Raw genomic sequence first — 20,199 nt, forward strand, 5'->3', positions numbered from 1 at the left:
TTAGAAGAATCCCAAAGGATTGATGTCGTAGCTGATAAGCAAGTTCTTGGTGTTTTGATAATGATCTAACATCATCTTATGGGTCTCACGTCCGATCCCCGAGCGTTTATAGCCCCCGAATGCGGCATGTGCCGGATAGGCGTGATAGCAGTTAATCCACACGCGCCCCGCTTGGATCCCCCGTCCCATACGCTGTGCCTTGTTCATATCACGAGTCCAGACTCCGGCGCCGAGACCGTATTCGGTATCGTTGGCGATGGCCAGTGCCTCGGCTTCATCTTTAAAGGTGGTCACTGAGATCACCGGGCCGAATATCTCCTCCTGGAAGATGCGCATATCGTTGGTGCCCTTGAGGATAGTCGGCTTGATGTAAAAACCGCCACTCTGACCGCCTTCGAGTTTGCAGATATCGCCGCCTAACAATAGCTCGGCCCCTTCCTCTTTACCTATGGCTAAGTAACTCAAGATCTTATCGAATTGCTCTTGGGATGCCTGTGCGCCGACTTGAGTCTCGGTATCCAGAGGATCGCCTTGCTTGATGGTCTTAGCGCGTTCGATAACCTTGGTCATAAACTTGTCGTAGATAGACTCATCGATGAGTACCCTAGATGGGCAGGTACAGACTTCGCCCTGATTGAAGAAGGCCAGCAACATGCCTTCGATTGCCTTGTCTAGATACTCATCTTCATGATCCATCACATCGGCGAAGAAGACATTGGGTGACTTACCGCCCAGCTCTACCGTCGAGGGGATCAGTGAGTCGGCGGCGCACTTAAGAATATGTTGACCGATATTTGTCGAACCTGTGAAGGCCAGCTTGGCAATACGCTTGCTGGTGGCCAATGCCTGTCCAGCCTCTGTGCCAAAACCATTGACGATATTGAGTATGCCAGCAGGTAGCAGATCTTCGATAAGCTCGACCAGTACCAGGATAGATACCGGCGTCTGCTCCGCAGGCTTGAGGACGATACAGTTACCCGCCGCTAGTGCCGGGGCGACTTTCCAGGCCGCCATTAACATGGGGAAATTCCAGGGGATGATCTGACCGACGACACCTAATGGCTCAGGGAAGTGATAGCTGACCGTATTGGCATCGATATCGGCAGCACTACCCTCCTGGGCGCGGATGCAGCCAGCGAAATAACGAAAGTGATCGACAACTAAGGGGAGATCTGCGGCGAGAGTCTCACGCACCGCCTTACCATTTTCCCAGGTTTCGGCGATAGCCAGATATTCGATGTTCTGCTCGATACGGTCGGCAATCTTGAGTAGCAGATTGGATCTGTCTGTGACTGAGGTCTTCCCCCAGGACTCTCTGGCTTGGTGTGCAGCGTCCAGTGCGAGTTCGATATCTCTCTCGTCCGAGCGAGCGACCTGACAGAACACCTTGCCATTAACGGGTGAGCTGTTCTGGAAGTATTCGCCGCCGACCGGGGCTACCCATTGGCCGCCGATATAGTTGTCATACTTGTCTTTGAAATTGATCTTGGCGCCGTCGCTTCCTGGTTGTGCGTAGTTCATGCTATTTGTCCTTTAATTTGTCTTGTTAGTTAACTCTTACTGAGTCATTAGCCGATACATCTGTTGTATCTTATTGTTTTTAAGTGCAAAGAGTTTTCTCTACCTAAGTGCTACTTTCCTGGGGGATATCGCAATCATTGGGCCAAGCTGGCCGGAGTTGTGATATCTGTGAGGTAACAGTATGATGAAAAACTAATTTTTGATGTCTTTATGTGCGAAAACCAGCAAGAAGTTGCACTGGTATAGCGGCCGCACTGTGGCATAAGTGCACACCATGAGTGTGCCAAAATGGAACACTGCTATGACACTAAAACTCGGCGCTCAGCAAGAGAACATGCAGCATTGGCTATCAGATTCCTGGCTACGCAGCCAAGGTGCAGGGCTTACTGAAGCCTGTCTTCCTGAGGAGATGAGACTAGATAGAGGCGCACTGGAAGATCGGAATTTTCATCATAAACAGCTTATAGAGCTGGTAGAAAACCATGCGCTGCCGTTATTTAGTCAACTCATGTCACACACTTCGAGCCGGCTGATTTTGTCTGATTGCGAAGGCTATGTGCTGTGTCATTGGGGAGTGAGCAAGTATTCAGATAAGCTAGCTAATATTGCACTGGATGTCGGGGTTAATTGGCTGGAGCAGCATAAAGGCACTAATGCAATTGGTACTGCACTAAAGGCGAAACAAACCATATCTGTCATTGGTGAGCAGCACTTTATTAAGCAGCATAGATTTATGAGCTGCACCGCCAGTCCGATATTTTCTCCTGCCGGTGAGATGATCGCTGCCATAGATATCACCACGGAGCAGCAGCGACATACTCAGCAAACCCTACTATTAGTGTCCAGTCTGGCTCAACAAGTTGAAACGGCTTTACTCTGTCATCTGCCACATAGTCACTATCGAATCGACTTGGCCGAGCAAGCAACGCTGCTCGACTCGGGCTGGCAAGGTATCGTCATCGCCGATAGCGAAGGTAAGATCTTAGGCACTAATGCCATGGCGAAGAAATTGTTGAATACGCCGGGTGTAGGTGAGGACATCGAGCGTTATATTGGTAGCCAGTGGCCCCAAAGTGAAGCCATATCTCAACATAGAGACCTGCATCTTAAAACTCAGGCCATAAAACCCAATCAGACTCAGGTACTAGGTCATAAAGTCGCGGTGCGATTTAAAGACCCTAAATTAGAGCGTGCCTGGCAGCAAGCCAATAAGGTCGTAGGCAAGTGCATTCCCCTGCTGGTATTAGGTGAAACGGGTGTGGGAAAAGAGCAGTTCGTGACTAAGTTACATAGCCAAAGTAAGCGTTGCGGCCATGCATTTGTTGCAGTCAACTGCGCCTCCTTACCCGCAGATTTAGTCGAGTCTGAGCTATTTGGTTATCAAGCCGGGGCTTTTACCGGCGCCAGTAGGAGCGGATACTTAGGTAAAATTCGTCAAGCCGATGGTGGTTTCCTATTTTTGGACGAAATAGGTGAGATGCCGCTGGCGACCCAAAGCCGGTTATTGCGGGTATTACAGGAGAGGGAGGTCACCCCTGTCGGTAGCAACCGCAGCTACAAGGTGGATATTCAGGTCGTGGCGGCTACCCACACAGATCTCGAACAGTTGGTGAAAGATGGTCGGTTTAGGCAAGATCTCTTCTACAGGCTCAATGGTTTGCAGGTGACCTTACCATCACTGCGGCAGCGCAGTGATATCGAGCGCATCATTCATAAACTCCACAGAAAATATCGTGTGTCACTTCAGCTAATAGAGGTATCACTATTGGCAAAGTTGCTTGGCTATCACTGGCCGGGAAATTTGCGTGAGCTGGATAACTTGATGCAGGTCGTGTGTCTGATGTCAGAAGGCGAGCAGGAGCTTAACTGGGGGCATCTGCCGGATAACTTACAGCAAACTCTAGCTAAGGAAAAGGTGAGTACAGGACTGGTCACAGTGCCCCAGAATAATGAATTAGCAAGCGTGGTTAATAGCAACATTATTGCCTCCTATGCTCTGTCTCAGGGCAATGTCAGCCTGTGTGCTAAGCATCTGGGGATCAGTCGTAATACTCTTTATCGCAAGTTAAAACTATTGGGTATTAAGAGTTAAATAATTGCTAATAGAATTTAGTGATTACCTTAATCGATTTAGATCTCTTCTTTTAATTCATTTTTTGAATATACTGTTTGTAGGCAGAAAAGAGCTTTAGATAATGCATATGGAGGAACTGATATGCATATTTCCAAAAGCCTTTTATTTATATCTATGGGTTTGACGCTAAGCGTTCAGGCCGAGACTATCACTCGAGATAACGGCGCAGGTGTTGGTGATAATCAAAATTCTATTACAGCCGGTAGCAATGGCAGTGTGTTGTTGCAAGATGTTCAGCTAATACAGAAACTACAAAGGTTTGCCCGAGAGCGAATCCCAGAGCGTGTGGTACACCCACGTGGCGCCGGAGCACATGGCGAATTTGTTGCCAGTGGCGATTTCAGTGAACTGACTCGTGCGACTCCCTTCGCGGAGAAAGGCAAGGTGACGCCTGTTTTCGTGCGTTTCTCTTCGGTCATTCATTCGAAAGGGTCTCCTGAAACCTTAAGAGATCCTCGCGGTTTTGCGACAAAATTTTATACCGATGAGGGCAACTGGGATCTGGTAGGGAATAATCTGCCTGTGTTCTTCATTCGAGACGCGATTAAGTTCCCAGATATGGTGCACTCTCTTAAGCCATCTCCAGTGACCAATATTCAAGATCCCAATCGATTCTTCGATTTCTTTAGTCACGAAGCGGGCTCGACTCACATGTTGACCTGGGTTTATACCAATTTAGGCACGCCAAAAAGCTATCGTGAAATGGATGGATGGGGTGTTCATGCCTATAAATGGGTGACTGAAGACAATAAAGTTAATTACGTCAAGTTTCATTGGCAGAGTCAGCAAGGTGTAAAAGGACTTCGTCCTAATGAAGTCGCTGAAGTACAAGGTAAAAACTTTAACCATATGACTGATGACCTCTATCGAGAGATAGGTCAAGGCAATTTCCCTAAGTGGGATCTCTATGTGAAAGTGCTATCGTCAAAGCAGTTAGGTGACTTTGATTATAACCCATTAGATGCGACTAAGATGTGGTTGGATATTCCCGAGACTAAGGTGGGTACCATGACGTTGAATAGAATGCCGGATAATTTCTTTCAGGAAACTGAGCAAGCGGCATTTTCACCTGCAAACTTGATTGCCGGAATCGAGCCATCGGAAGATCGCCTGCTTCAGGGGCGAATATTCTCTTATGCCGATACTCAGATGTATCGTCTAGGGGCGAATCATTCCATGCTGCCTATCAACAGAGCAAAAGTGAAGGTGATAAATCACAATCAGGAAGGCGCTGCAAACTACGCTAATACTCGTTCCGATATCAATTATCAACCGAGTGCACACTTAGATCTAGCCGAAGATAAACAGTATAAGGCGGTAAACACTCAACTTACTGGGTATGTGCAGCAGAATGCCATCACTAAACAGGATAATTTCTCTCAGGCTGGGGTGCTCTACCGTAGCTTAAGCAGGCAGGATAAAACCGATTTGATCACTAACCTAGCTGGTGACTTAGGTAAGGTCAGTGACATTAACGTGAAGACACAGATGCTGAGTCATTTTTATCGCGCCGACAAAGACTTTGGTCAAAGGTTAACTAAAGCGGTAGACGGTAACCTTAGTGACGTGAAGCAAAGCGCCAAGATGTAGCCATGACTTAACTCGTACCAAGCTGTGATCCATTAAGTCCCGCAAGACGTATATTAAGCTCTTTTCTGCCCTGTTTAGAGAGTGCGTCTTGCGGGCATTTCCCGAATTTTACCCGTATGTATTTGGTGGGGGACTCGATATAACCGAGCTCACGCTCTTAGATTATTTATCTGTTTAGGTGGTGGCTTTTGCTATTTAACTCTAATGGGTAGGTGTAAATTAGCGGAAACCGTGCGAGGTTTCATATTAGTGTAATTATTCAGTCATGATCTTATGGCGAAATAGTGCCGGAAAATAGCAACATAATATCGAGATCTCTGCATCAAGCCTTCGGAGTTAGCGTTAGGCGATATCGCCTTGTTTCGGGGGAATTTGATTTAATGCATTCTAATCGAAGGAAATGATATGAACCCATTAGAAAAATCCATTCTGGCCCTTGGCATATCCGTTTTATGGGTTTTACCAGCGCTTGCCGACAGTGACATTTATGTTACCAATAACTCAAATCAAATAATGTCGGTGGATGTTATCCATACCGGCTCGGGTAGACTGGAGAAAGGCAATGAATGGCAACAACACACGGACAGTTTAGGCCCTTGGGAGACCAAAGTCGTGCTGAGTTTTAATCGTTGGGAAGGGATTAAGTCGGGGCGAGACTACAATTTTGAAACCCGGCTCACTAATCAGCTGGGGGAGTCTGTTTCCTTGCATCAGAGAGTCGAGGGTCACTGGTATAATTCGACCATGAAGCATGGTGCCAGCGCTGACGATTTAGATCTGCAATGGCAAGACAATCGCGATATTTATCGGTATCAGACATTCAGTCCATATTCAGGACTTTCAGAGTTGTCATTCAAGGCGGACAACACCGCACGATATGATGATATTTATTATGCTCTCACCCCGGGGAAAATAGACGAGCAAAAGGATGACAATGAAGACTTGCTCAAGGTGATGACCTATAACATCTGGGCCTTACCTGTTATTGCTTCTCATATCCAAGACCGCTTAGCCATATTACCCGAGTATATGCGAGGCTATGATGTCTTGATGCTACAGGAGGTGTTTGCATCTGGGCGGGGAGACTTCTTGCGTCAGTTGGCCGAGGAATATCCCTTCCAGACCGAGATGCTCAATAAGCCCGGGGTTAACATCTATGATGGTGGAGTGGTCTTAGTCAGTCGCTTCCCCATAGTCAACCAGAGTCAGTACGTGTTCCCCGATTGCACCGGCACTGATTGCTTTACCGATAAGGGGGTCAATTACGCCGAGGTGATAAAGGGAGGTAAGGCCTATCACTTGTTCGCCACTCATACAGCCTCATTCGATACAGATACGGCCCGTGATTATCGCCAACGTCAGTTCAGGCAGATACGCGAGTTTGCTTCTTCGATGAATATTCCTGCCAATGAAATGGTTGTCTATGGTGGTGATTTTAATGTCAATAAGCGGAAGTTTGAGGATGACTACGCCAATATGCTGGCCAACTTAGACGCTTCGGCGCCGGCGTATGCTGGATATACTGAGTCGACCTTCGATCCAAGAGTCAATAAATTCGCCGGTGCGCCAGCTTCGGGTGGTGAAAATGTCGAATATCTGGATTACATAGTGGTCAGCAATGAATATCTAACCAAGCCGAATAATACTAATCGGGTATTAGTGCCGAGAACCACAGATCCCCGATTGTGGAAGCATTGGAACTTGTCGGACCATTTTCCTGTGACCACAGTCTTGTATTAGCAGGCTAACTGAATATGTTGAACACTAAATATATCGGAATCTTACTCATCGCCACTCTGGGGGGCGGCGCGGTTTATCTGATTGTTGCAGGGGAGGTTGGGCTGCCACTCGTTCCAGTTGCCACAGACTCAAGCATTACAGATACAAAGTTAACCTCGACTCAAGTACAGGAGTTCCCTGCAGCCATGGGATCAGAGTTCTTGTCTGCGAGTGGACTGCAGTTGGACAAGCAGGGCAGCAGGGAGATCGAGAAAAGTGCCGGCAGGGATCTAGTGACTCTTTTAGCCCGATTCTGGCGGGATTGTGTGGCAAAAGATAACTGTGATCAGGACTTGCTTGAGCAGAAGCGATATCTGAGCCAAGAACGTTATGTGCTGCTGGAGCACTTTTTACAGAATGAGCAGGCCAGAGAGGAGCTATTGGGGCTGGAGCTAGTGTCCCAGGATATCTCCTTGGAGCAAAAAATAGCCAAGGTCAAATATATCGATCGGCAAGTCTGGGGTGACGATGCCGAGCTGGTGTTTAAGGATGAATATGCACAATACCAATTCACTTTAAAGAGTCAGCAATTAAGCGAGCAGGAAGATGCATCCGGCTTCATCGACGCATACGAGCAGTTATTAAGGGAACAGCATGATGATTTAGCCAGCATGGCCCTTGAGTCTGATCTGGCTAAGTATGGGCATGGCTTGACTCTGATCCCCGATTCTTATTCGGCCTATGACAGAGAGTCTGTGACCCGGGCTCTGGGAGATAAGTTCCTGACCCAGATTCAACAGACATCTATCCTGCACAGGCAAGAACAAGTAGCTCATCAGGTTATGGAAGTACAGAGCTACAGGCAGGGACTCGATGCGCTGAATCGTGAGCTCATGAGCTCGAGGCAAACCGATAGGGCACATTTTAGCCCGGCACAATGGGAGAGATATCTGGCTCAACGTCAGTATGAATACCGTTTAAATTTCTTTGCTAAAAATTAATAAGGACCGTCATGAATATCTATAGCTTCATATCATCTGTGTTTCTGTGGGCTGTCATTTCTACGCCTATATATGCTAAACCTGTCGGCACTGGCGCCGAGACTCTGGCGAGTCCTGAGCAGCTGAGCGACTACTTCTTCGCCGCGGCCAGAGTGGGAGACATTGAAGTATTGAGTACCTTTATCGATGCTGGATTCCCCATAGATCAAGCTAATCAGAAGAGCTACACCGCTCTGATGGTCGCCGCATATGCCGGACAATATTCGGTAACCGACTTGCTGTTACAGCGAGGGGCCAATGCTTGCGTGCAAGACAAACGGGGTAATACAGCGATCATGGGGGCCTTGATTAAGGCTGAGTTTCGTATTGTCAGTCTGCTTTATTCTTACGAATGTGATGAGAGCCTAATCAATAAGTCGGGTATGAGTCTGGAAGAGTTTGCCCGTTACTGGGGCCAAGCCGACAAACTCAAAGCGATCAAAGACTCTGTTTAATGCTATTGAATATAAGTTTAAACAACTAAGTTGGAGTTTGAATCAGAGTGACAAATCGCTCTTCTGGTTTGTCACTCGGTTGCACTCTGTTTGGTAAGGTTTGGAATTGATATCTATGTCTTCCATGCATGTAACATATGCAAATAATGCAATTTAAGCATGATGACTTTTGCTTTATGCTAGCAGTATTATTTCAGAGGAGTTCATCATGTTCAAAGCACTGGTTTTAACTCAGGAAGGCAAAAGTACTCTAGCAAACATCACTCAGCTCCAAGAGTCTGATCTCCCCGAAGGTGAGGTGTTAGTCGATGTCGCTTATTCATCGTTGAACTATAAAGATGGACTGGCTGTAACTGGAATTGGCCGTATTATTCGTAATTTCCCTATGGTCCCTGGTATCGACTTTGCCGGTGTGGTGAGTGAATCAGCCGATCCGCGTTATAAAAAGGGTGATGAGGTTATCTTGACTGGCTGGGGAGTTGGTGAGAATCACTGGGGCGGCATGGCAGAAAAGGCTCGTGTTAAAGGCGACTGGTTAGTCCCTATGCCACAAGCTTGTAATGCCAAGAAGGCCATGATGATCGGCACGGCGGGTTTAACCGCCATGTTATGTGTGCAGGCATTACAAGATGCCAAGATCACACCTGAATCTGGTGAGATTCTTGTGACAGGTGCTAGCGGTGGCGTGGGCTCAGTAGCTATATCTTTACTTGCGAGACTGGGCTATAAGGTTGTGGCGAGCTCTGGACGAGTCGAGCAAAACAGCGAGTTGTTGATTTCACTCGGAGCCAGTGAAGTGATCGAACGTAGCGAGCTAGAGCAAGATTCTAGACCATTAGAGAAGCAGCGCTGGGCAGGCATTGTCGATACAGTAGGCAATAAAGTGCTGGCAGCGGCGCTGGCCCAGATGAACTATGGCGGCGCCGCAGCTATTTGTGGTCTTGCAGGCGGTTTTGCACTGCCTACAACGGTTATGCCATTTATCTTACGTGGTGTAAGCCTACTCGGTATCGATTCGGTTTCATGTCCCTTGGAAAAGCGCCAAGCAGCTTGGGAGCGAGTCATAGAGCTATTACCGGAAAGTTACTATCAGCAAGCGGCTCAGACCATTGAACTCGATGAGGTCGCAACCTATGCCGATAAGATAGTTAAAGGCCAAGTCACTGGCCGAGTACTGGTTAAAGTTTAACGTTATTGCTCCGTCGCTTTTCTATCTAAGCCCAGATTTTGCTGGGCTTTTTATTGTCTGGATTATTGCTTAAGCAACTGACGAATTAAAACCGTTATCTCTTGCCTTAACCACTTGTGGGCTTTATCCCGCTCAGATTTGGAATGCCAAAATAGGTTGTAGTCTAATGCTGGGATCTCAAAAGGAAGTGGTTTAAGCCTGAGTCTATGCTTCGATGCTGCAAGCTCAGCCATACCCTCAGGTAAGGTGATGATCAAAGGATGAAATTTTAATAAAGCTAGCGCGCTGTCTAGATGAGAGGTTCTTAGTAGCTCATTACGATCGGGATGTGCCACAATAGCCGAATCAACCAGGGCCTTCACACCATCGCTGATGGCTATGGTCGCGTGGGGGAAGTGCAGGTAATCTGCTAATGTGAGGGTTGAATCAGCCAAAGGATGCTCGGGCGATAATAGGCAGCTTACGCCGACTTTACCGAGAAATTCTTGACTGAGCTGGAGGGTTTGACCGATTGCCCGACAGATAGCCAGGTCAGCTCCTTGCTGGCTTAATTGTGATTGTAATTCCCTATGTTGAACCGGTATGACCTCGAGTTTGATATTGGGGGCTTTACTGTAGATTTCTGGTAGTACGAAAGGCACTAGGGCCTGCATCGCATAGTCTGTGGCGGCGATGGTGAATTTTTGCTGACATTCACTTGGGTTAAATTCTTTGGGAGTCAGTAGCTCAATCAATTGCCCTGTAGGTTGTTGTAACTGTGAATAACAATCTAGGGCGAATTGAGTGGGTACTAATTTTTGTCCTACACGGGTAAAGAGAGGGTCATTAAGCATTTCTCGCAGACGAGCTAAAATTCTGCTGGTGGCAGATTGGCTCAGATGTAAGCGCTTAGCGGCTTGAGTAACACTACACTCTTCAACCAAGATCTGTAATGCGATTAGCAAACTTAGATCCTGCCGGTAGATATCTTCTAGTTCCATACACACTTATTTAGGTATTTCTTCTCATAACACTAACACCATGGTGTGCCCCACGCTTGGTTTTCCTTACCTTTCGAGCTCTTTATCTGACTTTGGAATCGAGTCCAAAATACCTCTAAAGTTGTAATTTTACGTGAATTTGAACCTAGTCTGAACTTTCACAATGTTATCAAAATGTTTTGGCACACTGTTTTGTAACTCCCGTTTTGGAACTGATTCCACCTTTATGATCATCTTGTCGAAAAAAACTATAAAGGGTGATGACAGATGAGCAATAACAATCTGCTTGGACGCCGTAATTTCATAAAAGGAATGGGAGCTGCTGCCGGCGTGGCAATAGCAGCACCAGCAATGGCCATTTCTGAAAAAGCGGACGGAGTTAAATGGGATAAAGAAGTTGAGGTGCTAATTATTGGTTCTGGTTTTGCTGGCTTAGCTGCAGCAATCGAAGCCACACGTAAAGGTGCAAAAGACGTTCATATCTTCGAGAAGATGTCATATTTCGGTGGTAACTCAGCTATCAATGGTGGCCTTTTTGCAGCTCCAGGTACGCCTATGCAGAAGAAAGAAGGTGTGCAGGACTCAGTAGAAAGAATGGTTGCTGATCAGATGAAGTCGGGCCGTGGTGTTGCCGATGAGGCGCTACTAAGACATGTGGCTGAGCATGCAGTTGAAGCGCTACAGATGACTATGGATGCGGGCTCCGAGTTTCATCCATACTTACAGCAGTTAGGTGGTCATTCGGTTGCCCGTACTTACCAGACTACTGTGAGCTGTGGCGCCGGTATCACCCAACCTCTCTATAAAGAGTGTAAAAAGATCGGTGTTAAGACCCATAATCGCTCTAAGTTCGAAGGTTTCTTAGTGGGGGAGAAAGGCGAAATTCTTGGCGTTAAAATGCGTGAAAACTACCATTTCGGTGAAGATCAGCCAGGTAAAGTCATTAAGATCCGAGCAAAGCGCGGTGTGATCATGGCGACTGGTGGTTTCGCTCAGAATATTGATCTGCGTATGGCGCAAGACCCGACATTAACTTCTGAAGTGGGTTGCACTAACGCACCAGGTGCGACTGGTGAAGGTATGTATGAGATGTTCCGTTTAGGTGCAATCCCAGTGCATTTGGCTCATATCCAATCAGGCCCTTGGGCATCACCAGATGAAGGTGGGTTCGGTTATGTGTCTAACTACTCTATCTATAATTTCCCTCATTCAATGGCGATCAACCGTCTGACCGGTAAGCGTTTCATGAATGAAATTGCTGACCGTAAGACTCGCGCCGATGCCGAGTTGGGCTGTCGAGATGAGAAAGGTGAGGCGCTACCTCCTATCTTGATCACCAGCTATAAGGATTCAAAGAAGCATCCTAATACCAAGAAAGTGATTAAGTACAATGTAGGTTGGAAGTTTGACACGATTGAAGAATTAGCCAAGCACTTCGAAGTACCACTGAAGCCGCTTAAGGCGCAGATCGAAGAGTACAACAGCTACGTTAAGTCCGGCGAAGATACGCAGTTCGGTAAGAACATGACTAAGGCGAAGGACAAGTATATCCAAGCACCATTTACCGTGGTTCGTTTATGGCCGAAAGTGCATTACTGCCAAGGTGGTGTACAGGTGAATACTGAAGCTGAGGTTAAAGATAGCTTCACGGGAAAACCTATCTCAGGTCTATATGCTGCGGGTGAAGTTTGTGGCGGGATCCATGGGGTAAGCCGTCTCGGTAGCTGCTCAATTCCAGAGTGTATGGTGATGGGTATGACAGCTGCACGCAGCATGATGAAAGCCTAATTAGACCTGTAATAAGAGGAATCAATAATGAAAAAACTAAATATTGTACTCGCACTGGTCTTAACTGGCTTAGTGAGTTTATCGGCTCAAGCGGTAGAGATGCGTGACCATCATAAAGAGGTGATTGGTAAGGATTGTAAGACATGTCATGACAATGGCATCAAGCAATTTCCATCAGATCAAGCCTGCCTGCAGTGTCATGATATTGATGACCTAGCCGAGCAGACTGCACGTAGCGAAGAGGATCGGTGGCAGAATCCACATAATAATCTGCACTATGGTAAGGATCTTCCTTGTCAGGAATGTCATGGCGAACATAAGCCTAAGAAGCCTATGTGCAGCAATTGTCATACTTTTAAGTTTGATAAGCATAAAGAGTAGTGTGCTGAAGTTTAGTTAGTTTCCCACCTTCGGTCTGAACCGAAGCGACCAGCCATATTTAGTTTGTGTTTTCTGAATATGGTTGGCTTTTTCACAATGACAAGCGCTTGGTCGCTTGTTCCTTGCAAGAAATGACTTTGGCTTAGGTAATTAGATTTGCCAATAAACCTAAGAGCTGACTTCATGCGGTTATTAGTGTTGAGCGGCACTCATGTGAAACAGCTTCCCTTAATTAACTTCTTTTCAGGGAAGGTCATTTTAACAATAAGAATATAACGGTGATGTGATGAAAAATAGTATATTTTCAGGAAGAAATATGTCGATGAAAACTCTCATTAATCAAAAAAAAAGAAGACTTAGTTTAATTGGAACAGCTGTAGTTGTTGCCTTAAGTACTCCATGTGCGACTGCACAAACTGGAGATACAGAATTCAAATTTGGTGGGTATGTAAAAACGGACGTCATGTTCAGTGATTACAGCAATGGTGCCCCGGGTTCAGGGGCCATTTCCAGACAGTTTTATGTGCCAGGTGCTATTTATGGCGCAGAGGGTAATGGCGAGCAAGTTGTCGACTTTCAGGCTCGCGAGTCACGTTTTAACTTCAAAACCAGTACAAATCTTGATGGTCATAAGTTAAGTGGATTTATCGAACTTGATTTCATGACCCATGCAGATGGTAATGAGCGTATTTCAAATAGTTACTCTCCTCGTATTCGTCATGCCATCGTCAGTTTTGATAATTGGACCCTGGGCCAGACCTGGAGTACGTTCCAAAACCCTGGCGCGCTTCCTGAGAACTTAGATTTTGTCGGCGCGGCTGAAGGCACGCCGTTTGTTCGTCAATCTATGGTTCGTTATACCAATGGAGGCTTCCAGTTTGCACTAGAGAATCCTGAGACTACTGTGACTCCATATGGTGGTGGTCCTCGTATTACCAGCGGCAGTGGCATGGTGCCAGATTTCGTTGCGCGTTATAATTTTAAAACGGAAGGTGGTGCTAAGTTCACCGTTGCCGGTTTAGCTAGACAGCTAAACATTGAGCTGGGTGATCTGGATACTCAGGAGATGGGTTACGGTGTCAGTTTTACCGGTGTCATTCCGGTTGGTAGTGACGATATCAAACTTTCAGCTACGCTGGGTGAAGGTATGGGCCGCTATATGGCGCTCAATTATGCCAATGCCGGTGTATTAAATAGTGAGGGTGATATTGAAGCCATTAGTTCCTACGGTGGTTTTGCTTCATATCGTCATTGGTGGAATGATAAGTGGCGCTCAAGTTTAACTATTTCAGGTTTTAAAGCCGATAATGATGTCGCGTTAACGGGTGGCGAAGTGAATGAAGAATCGTATTCTGGTTATGTGAATTTACTCTACTCACCGGTTAAGCCTTTGACCGTCGGTGTTGAGTATATGTACGCTGAAAACACGAAGCAAAATGGTGATGACGGTGAGTTAAATCGAGTGACGTTCTCGGTTAAATATACACTTTAACTATATAAAATTAGAATGTTGGGGTTAAGTGATTTATTGCTGAAGCAACGATTCTCAAGAAAAATTCAAGGAGGCTTAAAGCCTCCTTTTTTGTGGGTGAGAATTGAAGAACGAGTTATTTCTGGTACTTTTCAGTGTTTGCCTTAATCAAGGTGATTAACTGGTTAGTCGCTTTAGTTTGTGTATCTGGATTGAGATACAGGGACTCATTAAATACCGGCAAAGGTGGCAGGTTGTGTTCGATAGGATCGAGGATCTCCATCTTATCGTTGATGCGAAACTCTGCGATAGGTGCAATGGCTAAATCGTTCTCAACTGCCATGCACAGAGCCGTTGGCGAGGGAGTGGAAAGCAGAACATTAATTGGACGCATCGATATCTGGTGGTTGGCAAAGACCTGGGCTCGAATAGGGCAGTTTTCAGGGTAGAGTGCCATAGGTACGGTATCGCGCTTGTGGGCATTGCCGCCTTTGGCCGCTGCCCAGTGAAAGCGGCGTTCAAACAGTAGTTCACCATGTCCTGCTGCTGGTGCTTGCCAGTGAGTCGCGACGATAACATCGAACTCGCCCTGATGCAGACGGTTATAGAGATTGCCACTCACATCGGTATCTATGACTAATTCGATGCAGGTGAATTCGCGAATAAACTCAAGTAGGCAGCTATCGAGGTAACGATTAATGTAATCGGTAGGAACACCGAAGCGAATAACTTCCTTGTTTTGACAATCTTTGAGTTCATTGAGCGCTTGAGAATTTAGCTGCATCATCTTATACGCGTAGTTAAGCAGGGTTTCCCCTGACTCTGTCAGCGTGACACCTTTATTATCCCTCAGTAATAATGGCCGGCCCACACTCTCCTCCAGCTTTTTAATTTGCAGGCTCAGGGTTGATTGAGTCCGACAGATCTTCTCCGCCGCCTTGGATAAATTTCCGCACTCGGCGACAGCGATAAAACCTTCTAATAATTCAATCTTAAGCATGGCCGTGTGTTGATATCGAAATAGTAAATGGTGCTACCAGTATTACTCAATATCGAATTGTATTGAAGCTTGTTACCTTATGATTGTGAAGTTGAAATTAGATTGTTTACTGGAAGTGTGATGAGGTTGATGATGAGTAACTGGGAGCAGCGTGGCAATTACTTGATAGAGGTCGCTCAACGGTGCCTGCAAGGGCATAAGACATTCGATCTGTGTCGCTCACATCTGGTGAAGGCAAGCCAGATCTCTAAAGGAACCATCTATAACCACTTCCCCTCAGAAGCCGATCTTATTGCCGCGGTAGCGTGTGCCGATTACAGCCGCTGGCTGACTCAAGCTAAAGAAGATGAGTTAAATTATAACGAGCCTTTAAAGCGAATCTTATTTCACCACTGCTGGCGCCTGCGAGATACTTTATTTAATCAACGTTTTGTCATCGAGCGTGTGATGCCAAATGCTGAGATTTTAGTGCAAGCGACTGAGTATTACCGCCATCGCTTCGAGAAGCTTCACTCTCAGTATGAGCAGTGGAATAAAGCCCTGATTAGCCAAGTTGGTGATGTTGCCGGTTTCGACAGGGCTGAACTCGTGGTCAACTATTTACGCGGCGCCATGATAAATAGCGACGATGCTAATAAGCATAGTGGTGATGTGCAGATGTACTATCAATTCAGTTACGCACTAACCCATCTGATGGGACACTCAGATAAACGTATCCCCACTAAACTTGAATTTTCAGCTTGGCTGTCAGCCAATAACCGAGTGCATGATCAACAAAAAATGTTTATGTCGGTAGCTTAATGCTGACTTTGAGGCCGCTGGGAAAAATGTTCTCAGCGGTTACCTTTCCTTGGTGAGCATCCATTATGATCCTTAGTCTCACTATTTATGTACTCAATATGGCTAGCTGGGTAGTTTGATAGTGACTCTAAGACCATGGGGAGTAAGGTTATCTGCAACTATTTCTCCCTGGTGAGCATCAATAGCAGCCTTAGTAATTGCCAGCCCTAGCCCCCAGCCGCCAGACTCTCTCTCCCGAGCCGTTTGAGGTCGATAGAATGGGTCGAAGATAGCATGTAGATCTTGTTCATTTTCGATGCCAGGTCCGTCGTCGCAGATAATAATTGTGACTTCTGTGTCGGATGCTTGAGCCGTGATATTGATCTGCTGCTCGGCATAGCGAATCGCATTTCTGAGCAAGTTTTCAATTGCTCTAGCCAGTGGTCTAGGGCTTGTTGGCATAGAGATAGCGTCATCAATATCTATCAAGAGTTGCTTGCCCTGCTGAGAAGCTTCAAAATCTGCATCATCGAGTACCTGACTCAAGGTTTCATTGAGCGACACTAGATGCTTAGTATCGTGAATGTTGAGCTTTACTCGAGAAAGCTCAAGCAACTCAGCGATCATCTGTTCTAGCTGTTCTGCTTCATAGCCGATACGTTCCGTTTCGGCTGATTCCTGTCCCTTCTTACGGGCCAAGGCTAAGGCTAATTGTAACCGGGTCAGTGGTGTTCTTAGCTCATGGGAGATATCACTAATGAGCCTTTGTTGGCTTTTAACCATATTCTCAACTGAATTTGCCATACCGTTAAATGCCAGAGCTAGCTGACCAATCTCATCTTTGCGATTAGTGGTTGCCTTATCTACACGGCTGGTTAAATCTCCGGCCGCAAGTGCATCGGCGCTTAATCTCAATGTTCGCAGCGGTTTTCCCAGGTGCCAGGCGAGCAGGCCACATAAGAGGCCGGAGAGTATGATGGCTAGACTTAATGTCAGTAGTTTATTTTCGGCGAAGAAGAAAAACCAAGGGCGTGGATGATGATCGGCTAGTCTGCCATAAATTGAGTATTTTTCTCCTTTGACATCGAACTCATAGGGGCCAAAAATCAATTCTCTCTTAAATTGATGTGTCATAGGCCGTTCGGCCTCATCTGCCATCAGCATGAAGCGGCGTAAACCCCGAGATACCTTGTGTGAGTTAATGACTCTGCCCTGATGATCGACAATATAAAAACGGACAGGCTTGTCGTTTCTATCTCTGATATGAGTGAGCCGTTTAAATCGACTGCTGTTAATCGATTGGGGACCGTCTTCCAAACGTATACTGACCCGTTCGGCAACCCTGACGAGCATCTTTGCAAGATGAGGGGGAAGCGGTGCCCTGTCATGGTTTTGCTGTAATAGAGGTAGCAGACCCACAATGGCTATGATCAAGGAGCTGCAGAGCCAGAAGCCGAGTAATAATTTAATAAATATGCGGTTTGGGAGTCTACTCACTGTCATTAGGGTAGCCAGATGTAACCTTTGCCGCGAATAGTCTTGACTCTGGGTCTACCATCCATACGTTCTGGTAGCTTCTTACGTAGATTAGAAAGGTGCATATCTAAGCTTCTGTCGAATGGCATCAGCTTCTTATTGAGTACTTTCTCACTCAAGCTATCTTTACTTATCAAGTCACCTGCATTTTGTACCATTTCAAATAATAAACCAAACTCAGTTCCGGTAAGTATGAGTAGCTGCTCCTGACAATAAACTTCCTGACGGCTCGGGTCTAGCGTGATATCGCCATATTCATAAACACTGGGTTGCTTGTCGTTGGGTAAAATATGGCTACGACGAATAATCGCCTTGATTCGTGCGACTAGCTCTCTATCATTGAAAGGTTTAGGCAAATAGTCGTCGGCTCCTATCTCGAGTCCAACAACTCTATCAATCTCGTCACCGCGAGCGGTGAGCATTAGCACAGGTGTCTGCTTGTTAGCTCGGAGAGATTTCAACACCTCGAAACCATTTAGCTTTGGCAACATGACATCGAGAAGAATCAGGTCGTAATCTTTATCCAGAGCAAGTTCTAAGCCTGATTGTCCATCATGGGCAAGTGTTAGCTCGAAGCCTTCCAATTCCAGAAGTTGTGCTAATAACTCCGACAAGCCCAAGTCATCGTCTATCAGTAACAGATGGTTCATATGTGTCTTTACCTTAAATCAATATGCTAACAAGAGGAGTATACCTTTTTAGATGTCAATTGCAGTTTATCAATGTAAGTCTAAGTAAAGATCGCATTAGAGGTCGATTGAGTCGAGATTGAAATATAATTACTCAGTAAATTTACAGTGATTTACCTTGCATAAACCCTGACTTACATTGAACTCGTTAAACTAGATTGTGTTGAATGACGTGAGATAACTCACCCACAGATAGAGGTCAGTGAAATGAAAATGAATACATTTAAAGCAGGTTTACTCGCAATTGTAGCAAGCACGGCTCTTATGACATCGGCTGTATACGCGGAAGATGGACAACATGACGGTCAGCATCATATGAAGAGCGATCGTATGGCTCACCATGGTGGTATGCGTCAAATGTTTAGAGGTTTAGATTTGACCGACGAGCAGAAGTCAGAAATTAAGTCACTAATGAAAGAGCAAAAGTCGGCAATGAAAGAGAATCGTCCTACCAAGGAAGAGCGTAAAGCCAAGAAAGCCGAGTTCTTAAGTTTGATCACAGCCGATAGCTTCGATGAGACAAAAGCGCAAGAGCTGATGCAAGTGAGACAAGATAAGGCTAAATATAAGAAGCTAGAGATGATGAAAGTTCAGAATAAGATATATAAGCTTCTTACGCCTGAGCAACAAGAACAGTTCAAAGATAACTTTGAAAAAGGCCATTCACGTAAAAGCGAACGTAAAGGTTGGCACTAGTCATCAGTTTTTAAAGGTGTATTGATATACACTTGAGGTCATAGGCTTCCCCTGCTTGCTATTCTTAACAAGAAAGTTAATAGCTATATATAGTAGAAATATGATCTCATGAATCAAGATTCCCAATACGACTTTTGGGTCAAGTTAGCTAGCCGCGCTGCAGTGGCTACAGCTTTGACCCTTATTATTATTAAGATGGCAGCCTGGATGTACTCAGGATCTGCTAGCATGCTAGCGTCATTGACAGACTCCTTTGCGGATGCGCTCGCATCTATAGTTAACTTCATCGCCATTCGATATGCCATAGTCCCGGCAGACCAAGATCATAGATATGGGCATGGTAAAGCTGAGCCATTAGCGGCATTAGCTCAGTCTGCATTTATTTTAGGTTCCGCCTTCTTACTATTATTTCATGGTGGAGATCGTTTAATTAACCCTACACCAGTTCATCATGCCATGTTGGGTGTCGTGGTATCTATAGTGGCTATTATCCTAACCTTTGCTTTAGTTGTTCTGCAGAAGAAAGCGTTAGCCGCTACATCTAGTACTATTGTAGAGGCCGACGCACTTCACTATAAATCAGATCTATTTCTGAATGCAGCCGTATTAGTGGCGCTAGTGCTCTCACAATATGGCTGGTGGTGGGCTGATGGCTTGTTTGCAATCCTTATTGCAATCTTCATTGGCCAACAAGCTTTGGATTTAGGCTATCGCTCAATTCAGTCCCTACTCGATAGAGAGCTAGACGACGACACCCGGTTAAAGATAGTCAAGTTGGCCCAACAAGACCCACAAGTTAAAGGCATCCATGATTTAAGAACTCGTGAATCAGGCAAGACTACATTTATTCAATGCCATTTAGAACTGGATGGTTCTCTTAGCTTAAGAGAGGCGCATGTTATCGCTGATAAGACCGAAGCGAGAATAAGAGAGGCATTTTCTGATGCTGAGGTCATCATACATCAAGACCCTGTATAGCTAATAACTTGAGCTGAGCCTGTATTTTGGACAAAACCCTTCTAAATTGTGGGTAAGTCTGGGGGTAACTCGTGGGTATTGTGTGGCTAAGTTATAAGGTTCCAAAAACATCACTTTTTCTCGAAATAGCCCTTGCGCTCTGGGCTGACATCCCTATAATGCGCATCCACTGACACGGCAAACCAGTCTTCTTAAACGAAGCTGAAACCCAGTCAGGGCAATAAGTAAGCGGTTAAAAAGTTAATTTTTAAA

At 45.8% G+C, this 20,199-nt stretch carries 17 protein-coding genes; 12 read left to right on the forward strand and 5 right to left on the reverse strand.

Annotation, left to right across the window (positions count from 1 at the left end):
• A complete protein-coding gene (locus tag FS373_RS30330; protein WP_144044521.1) occupies positions 1-1,521 on the reverse strand; it encodes an aldehyde dehydrogenase family protein in 1,521 nt (506 codons plus the stop codon).
• 301 nt (positions 1,522-1,822) lie between these two features.
• On the opposite strand from FS373_RS30330, the gene FS373_RS30335 reads away from it, so the two are divergent.
• The 6 genes from FS373_RS30335 (at position 1,823) to FS373_RS30360 (ending at position 9,648) form a co-directional block, all read left to right on the forward strand.
• Positions 1,823-3,613 carry a sigma-54-dependent Fis family transcriptional regulator gene (locus FS373_RS30335; RefSeq protein ID WP_144044522.1) on the forward strand — a complete coding sequence of 597 codons (1,791 nt, stop codon included), beginning with the start codon at positions 1,823-1,825 and terminating at the stop codon, positions 3,611-3,613.
• A gap of 123 nt (positions 3,614-3,736) precedes the next feature.
• A complete protein-coding gene (locus tag FS373_RS30340; protein ID WP_144044523.1) occupies positions 3,737-5,245 on the forward strand; it encodes a catalase in 1,509 nt (502 codons plus the stop codon).
• Between the two features lie 405 nt (positions 5,246-5,650).
• Positions 5,651-6,985 carry a sphingomyelin phosphodiesterase gene (locus tag FS373_RS30345; protein ID WP_152831427.1) on the forward strand — a complete coding sequence of 445 codons (1,335 nt, stop codon included), beginning with the start codon at positions 5,651-5,653 and terminating at the stop codon, positions 6,983-6,985.
• 14 nt (positions 6,986-6,999) lie between these two features.
• Entirely contained in the window at positions 7,000-7,965 is a 966-nt protein-coding gene (locus FS373_RS30350) for a hypothetical protein (RefSeq protein ID WP_144044525.1), read from the forward strand.
• Positions 7,966-7,976: 11 nt separating this feature from the next.
• Positions 7,977-8,459: an ankyrin repeat domain-containing protein gene (locus FS373_RS30355; RefSeq protein ID WP_144044526.1), complete on the forward strand. Its 483-nt coding sequence runs from the start codon at positions 7,977-7,979 to the stop codon at positions 8,457-8,459.
• Positions 8,460-8,667: 208 nt separating this feature from the next.
• Positions 8,668-9,648, forward strand: a complete 981-nt coding sequence (locus tag FS373_RS30360; protein ID WP_152831429.1) for an MDR family oxidoreductase — start codon at positions 8,668-8,670, stop codon at positions 9,646-9,648.
• Between the two features lie 62 nt (positions 9,649-9,710).
• On the opposite strand, the gene FS373_RS30365 is transcribed toward FS373_RS30360, so the two are convergent.
• On the reverse strand, positions 9,711-10,628 hold the full coding sequence (locus FS373_RS30365) for a LysR family transcriptional regulator (RefSeq protein ID WP_144044528.1): 918 nt from the start codon (positions 10,626-10,628) through the stop codon (positions 9,711-9,713).
• A 267-nt stretch (positions 10,629-10,895) separates the two neighbouring features.
• Between FS373_RS30365 and FS373_RS30370 the strand changes: the two genes are divergently transcribed.
• The 3 genes from FS373_RS30370 (at position 10,896) to FS373_RS30380 (ending at position 14,289) form a co-directional block, all read left to right on the forward strand.
• Positions 10,896-12,416 (forward strand): flavocytochrome c, encoded by a 1,521-nt coding sequence (locus FS373_RS30370; RefSeq protein WP_144044529.1) that lies wholly within the window; start codon positions 10,896-10,898, stop codon positions 12,414-12,416.
• A 27-nt stretch (positions 12,417-12,443) separates the two neighbouring features.
• Positions 12,444-12,797 carry a cytochrome c3 family protein gene (locus FS373_RS30375; RefSeq protein ID WP_144044530.1) on the forward strand — a complete coding sequence of 118 codons (354 nt, stop codon included), beginning with the start codon at positions 12,444-12,446 and terminating at the stop codon, positions 12,795-12,797.
• A gap of 316 nt (positions 12,798-13,113) precedes the next feature.
• Positions 13,114-14,289, forward strand: a complete 1,176-nt coding sequence (locus tag FS373_RS30380) for a DcaP family trimeric outer membrane transporter (RefSeq protein WP_407695621.1) — start codon at positions 13,114-13,116, stop codon at positions 14,287-14,289.
• A gap of 115 nt (positions 14,290-14,404) precedes the next feature.
• Here the strand turns inward: FS373_RS30380 and FS373_RS30385 are convergent, their stop codons facing one another.
• Positions 14,405-15,268 carry a LysR family transcriptional regulator gene (locus FS373_RS30385; protein WP_144044531.1) on the reverse strand — a complete coding sequence of 288 codons (864 nt, stop codon included), beginning with the start codon at positions 15,266-15,268 and terminating at the stop codon, positions 14,405-14,407.
• A 132-nt stretch (positions 15,269-15,400) separates the two neighbouring features.
• Here FS373_RS30385 and FS373_RS30390 point away from each other — a divergent pair, with 132 nt between their 5' ends.
• Positions 15,401-16,069, forward strand: a complete 669-nt coding sequence (locus tag FS373_RS30390; protein WP_144048775.1) for a TetR/AcrR family transcriptional regulator — start codon at positions 15,401-15,403, stop codon at positions 16,067-16,069.
• A 102-nt stretch (positions 16,070-16,171) separates the two neighbouring features.
• Here FS373_RS30390 and FS373_RS30395 read toward each other — a convergent pair whose 3' ends face one another.
• Both FS373_RS30395 and FS373_RS30400 read right to left on the reverse strand, forming a co-directional pair.
• Entirely contained in the window at positions 16,172-17,551 is a 1,380-nt protein-coding gene (locus FS373_RS30395) for an ATP-binding protein (protein WP_144044532.1), read from the reverse strand.
• Positions 17,551-18,234 carry a response regulator gene (locus FS373_RS30400; protein ID WP_144044533.1) on the reverse strand — a complete coding sequence of 228 codons (684 nt, stop codon included), beginning with the start codon at positions 18,232-18,234 and terminating at the stop codon, positions 17,551-17,553. Before FS373_RS30400 ends, FS373_RS30395 begins: the two co-directional genes overlap by 1 nt.
• Positions 18,235-18,486: 252 nt before the next feature.
• Here FS373_RS30400 and FS373_RS30405 point away from each other — a divergent pair, with 252 nt between their 5' ends.
• Positions 18,487-18,969 carry a Spy/CpxP family protein refolding chaperone gene (locus tag FS373_RS30405; RefSeq protein ID WP_407695622.1) on the forward strand — a complete coding sequence of 161 codons (483 nt, stop codon included), beginning with the start codon at positions 18,487-18,489 and terminating at the stop codon, positions 18,967-18,969.
• Positions 18,970-19,077: 108 nt separating this feature from the next.
• Positions 19,078-19,947, forward strand: a complete 870-nt coding sequence (locus FS373_RS30410) for a cation diffusion facilitator family transporter (RefSeq protein WP_152831432.1) — start codon at positions 19,078-19,080, stop codon at positions 19,945-19,947.
• Positions 19,948-20,199: the final 252 nt, after the last annotated feature.

It is taken from the genome of Shewanella sp. YLB-07, assembly GCF_009377275.1.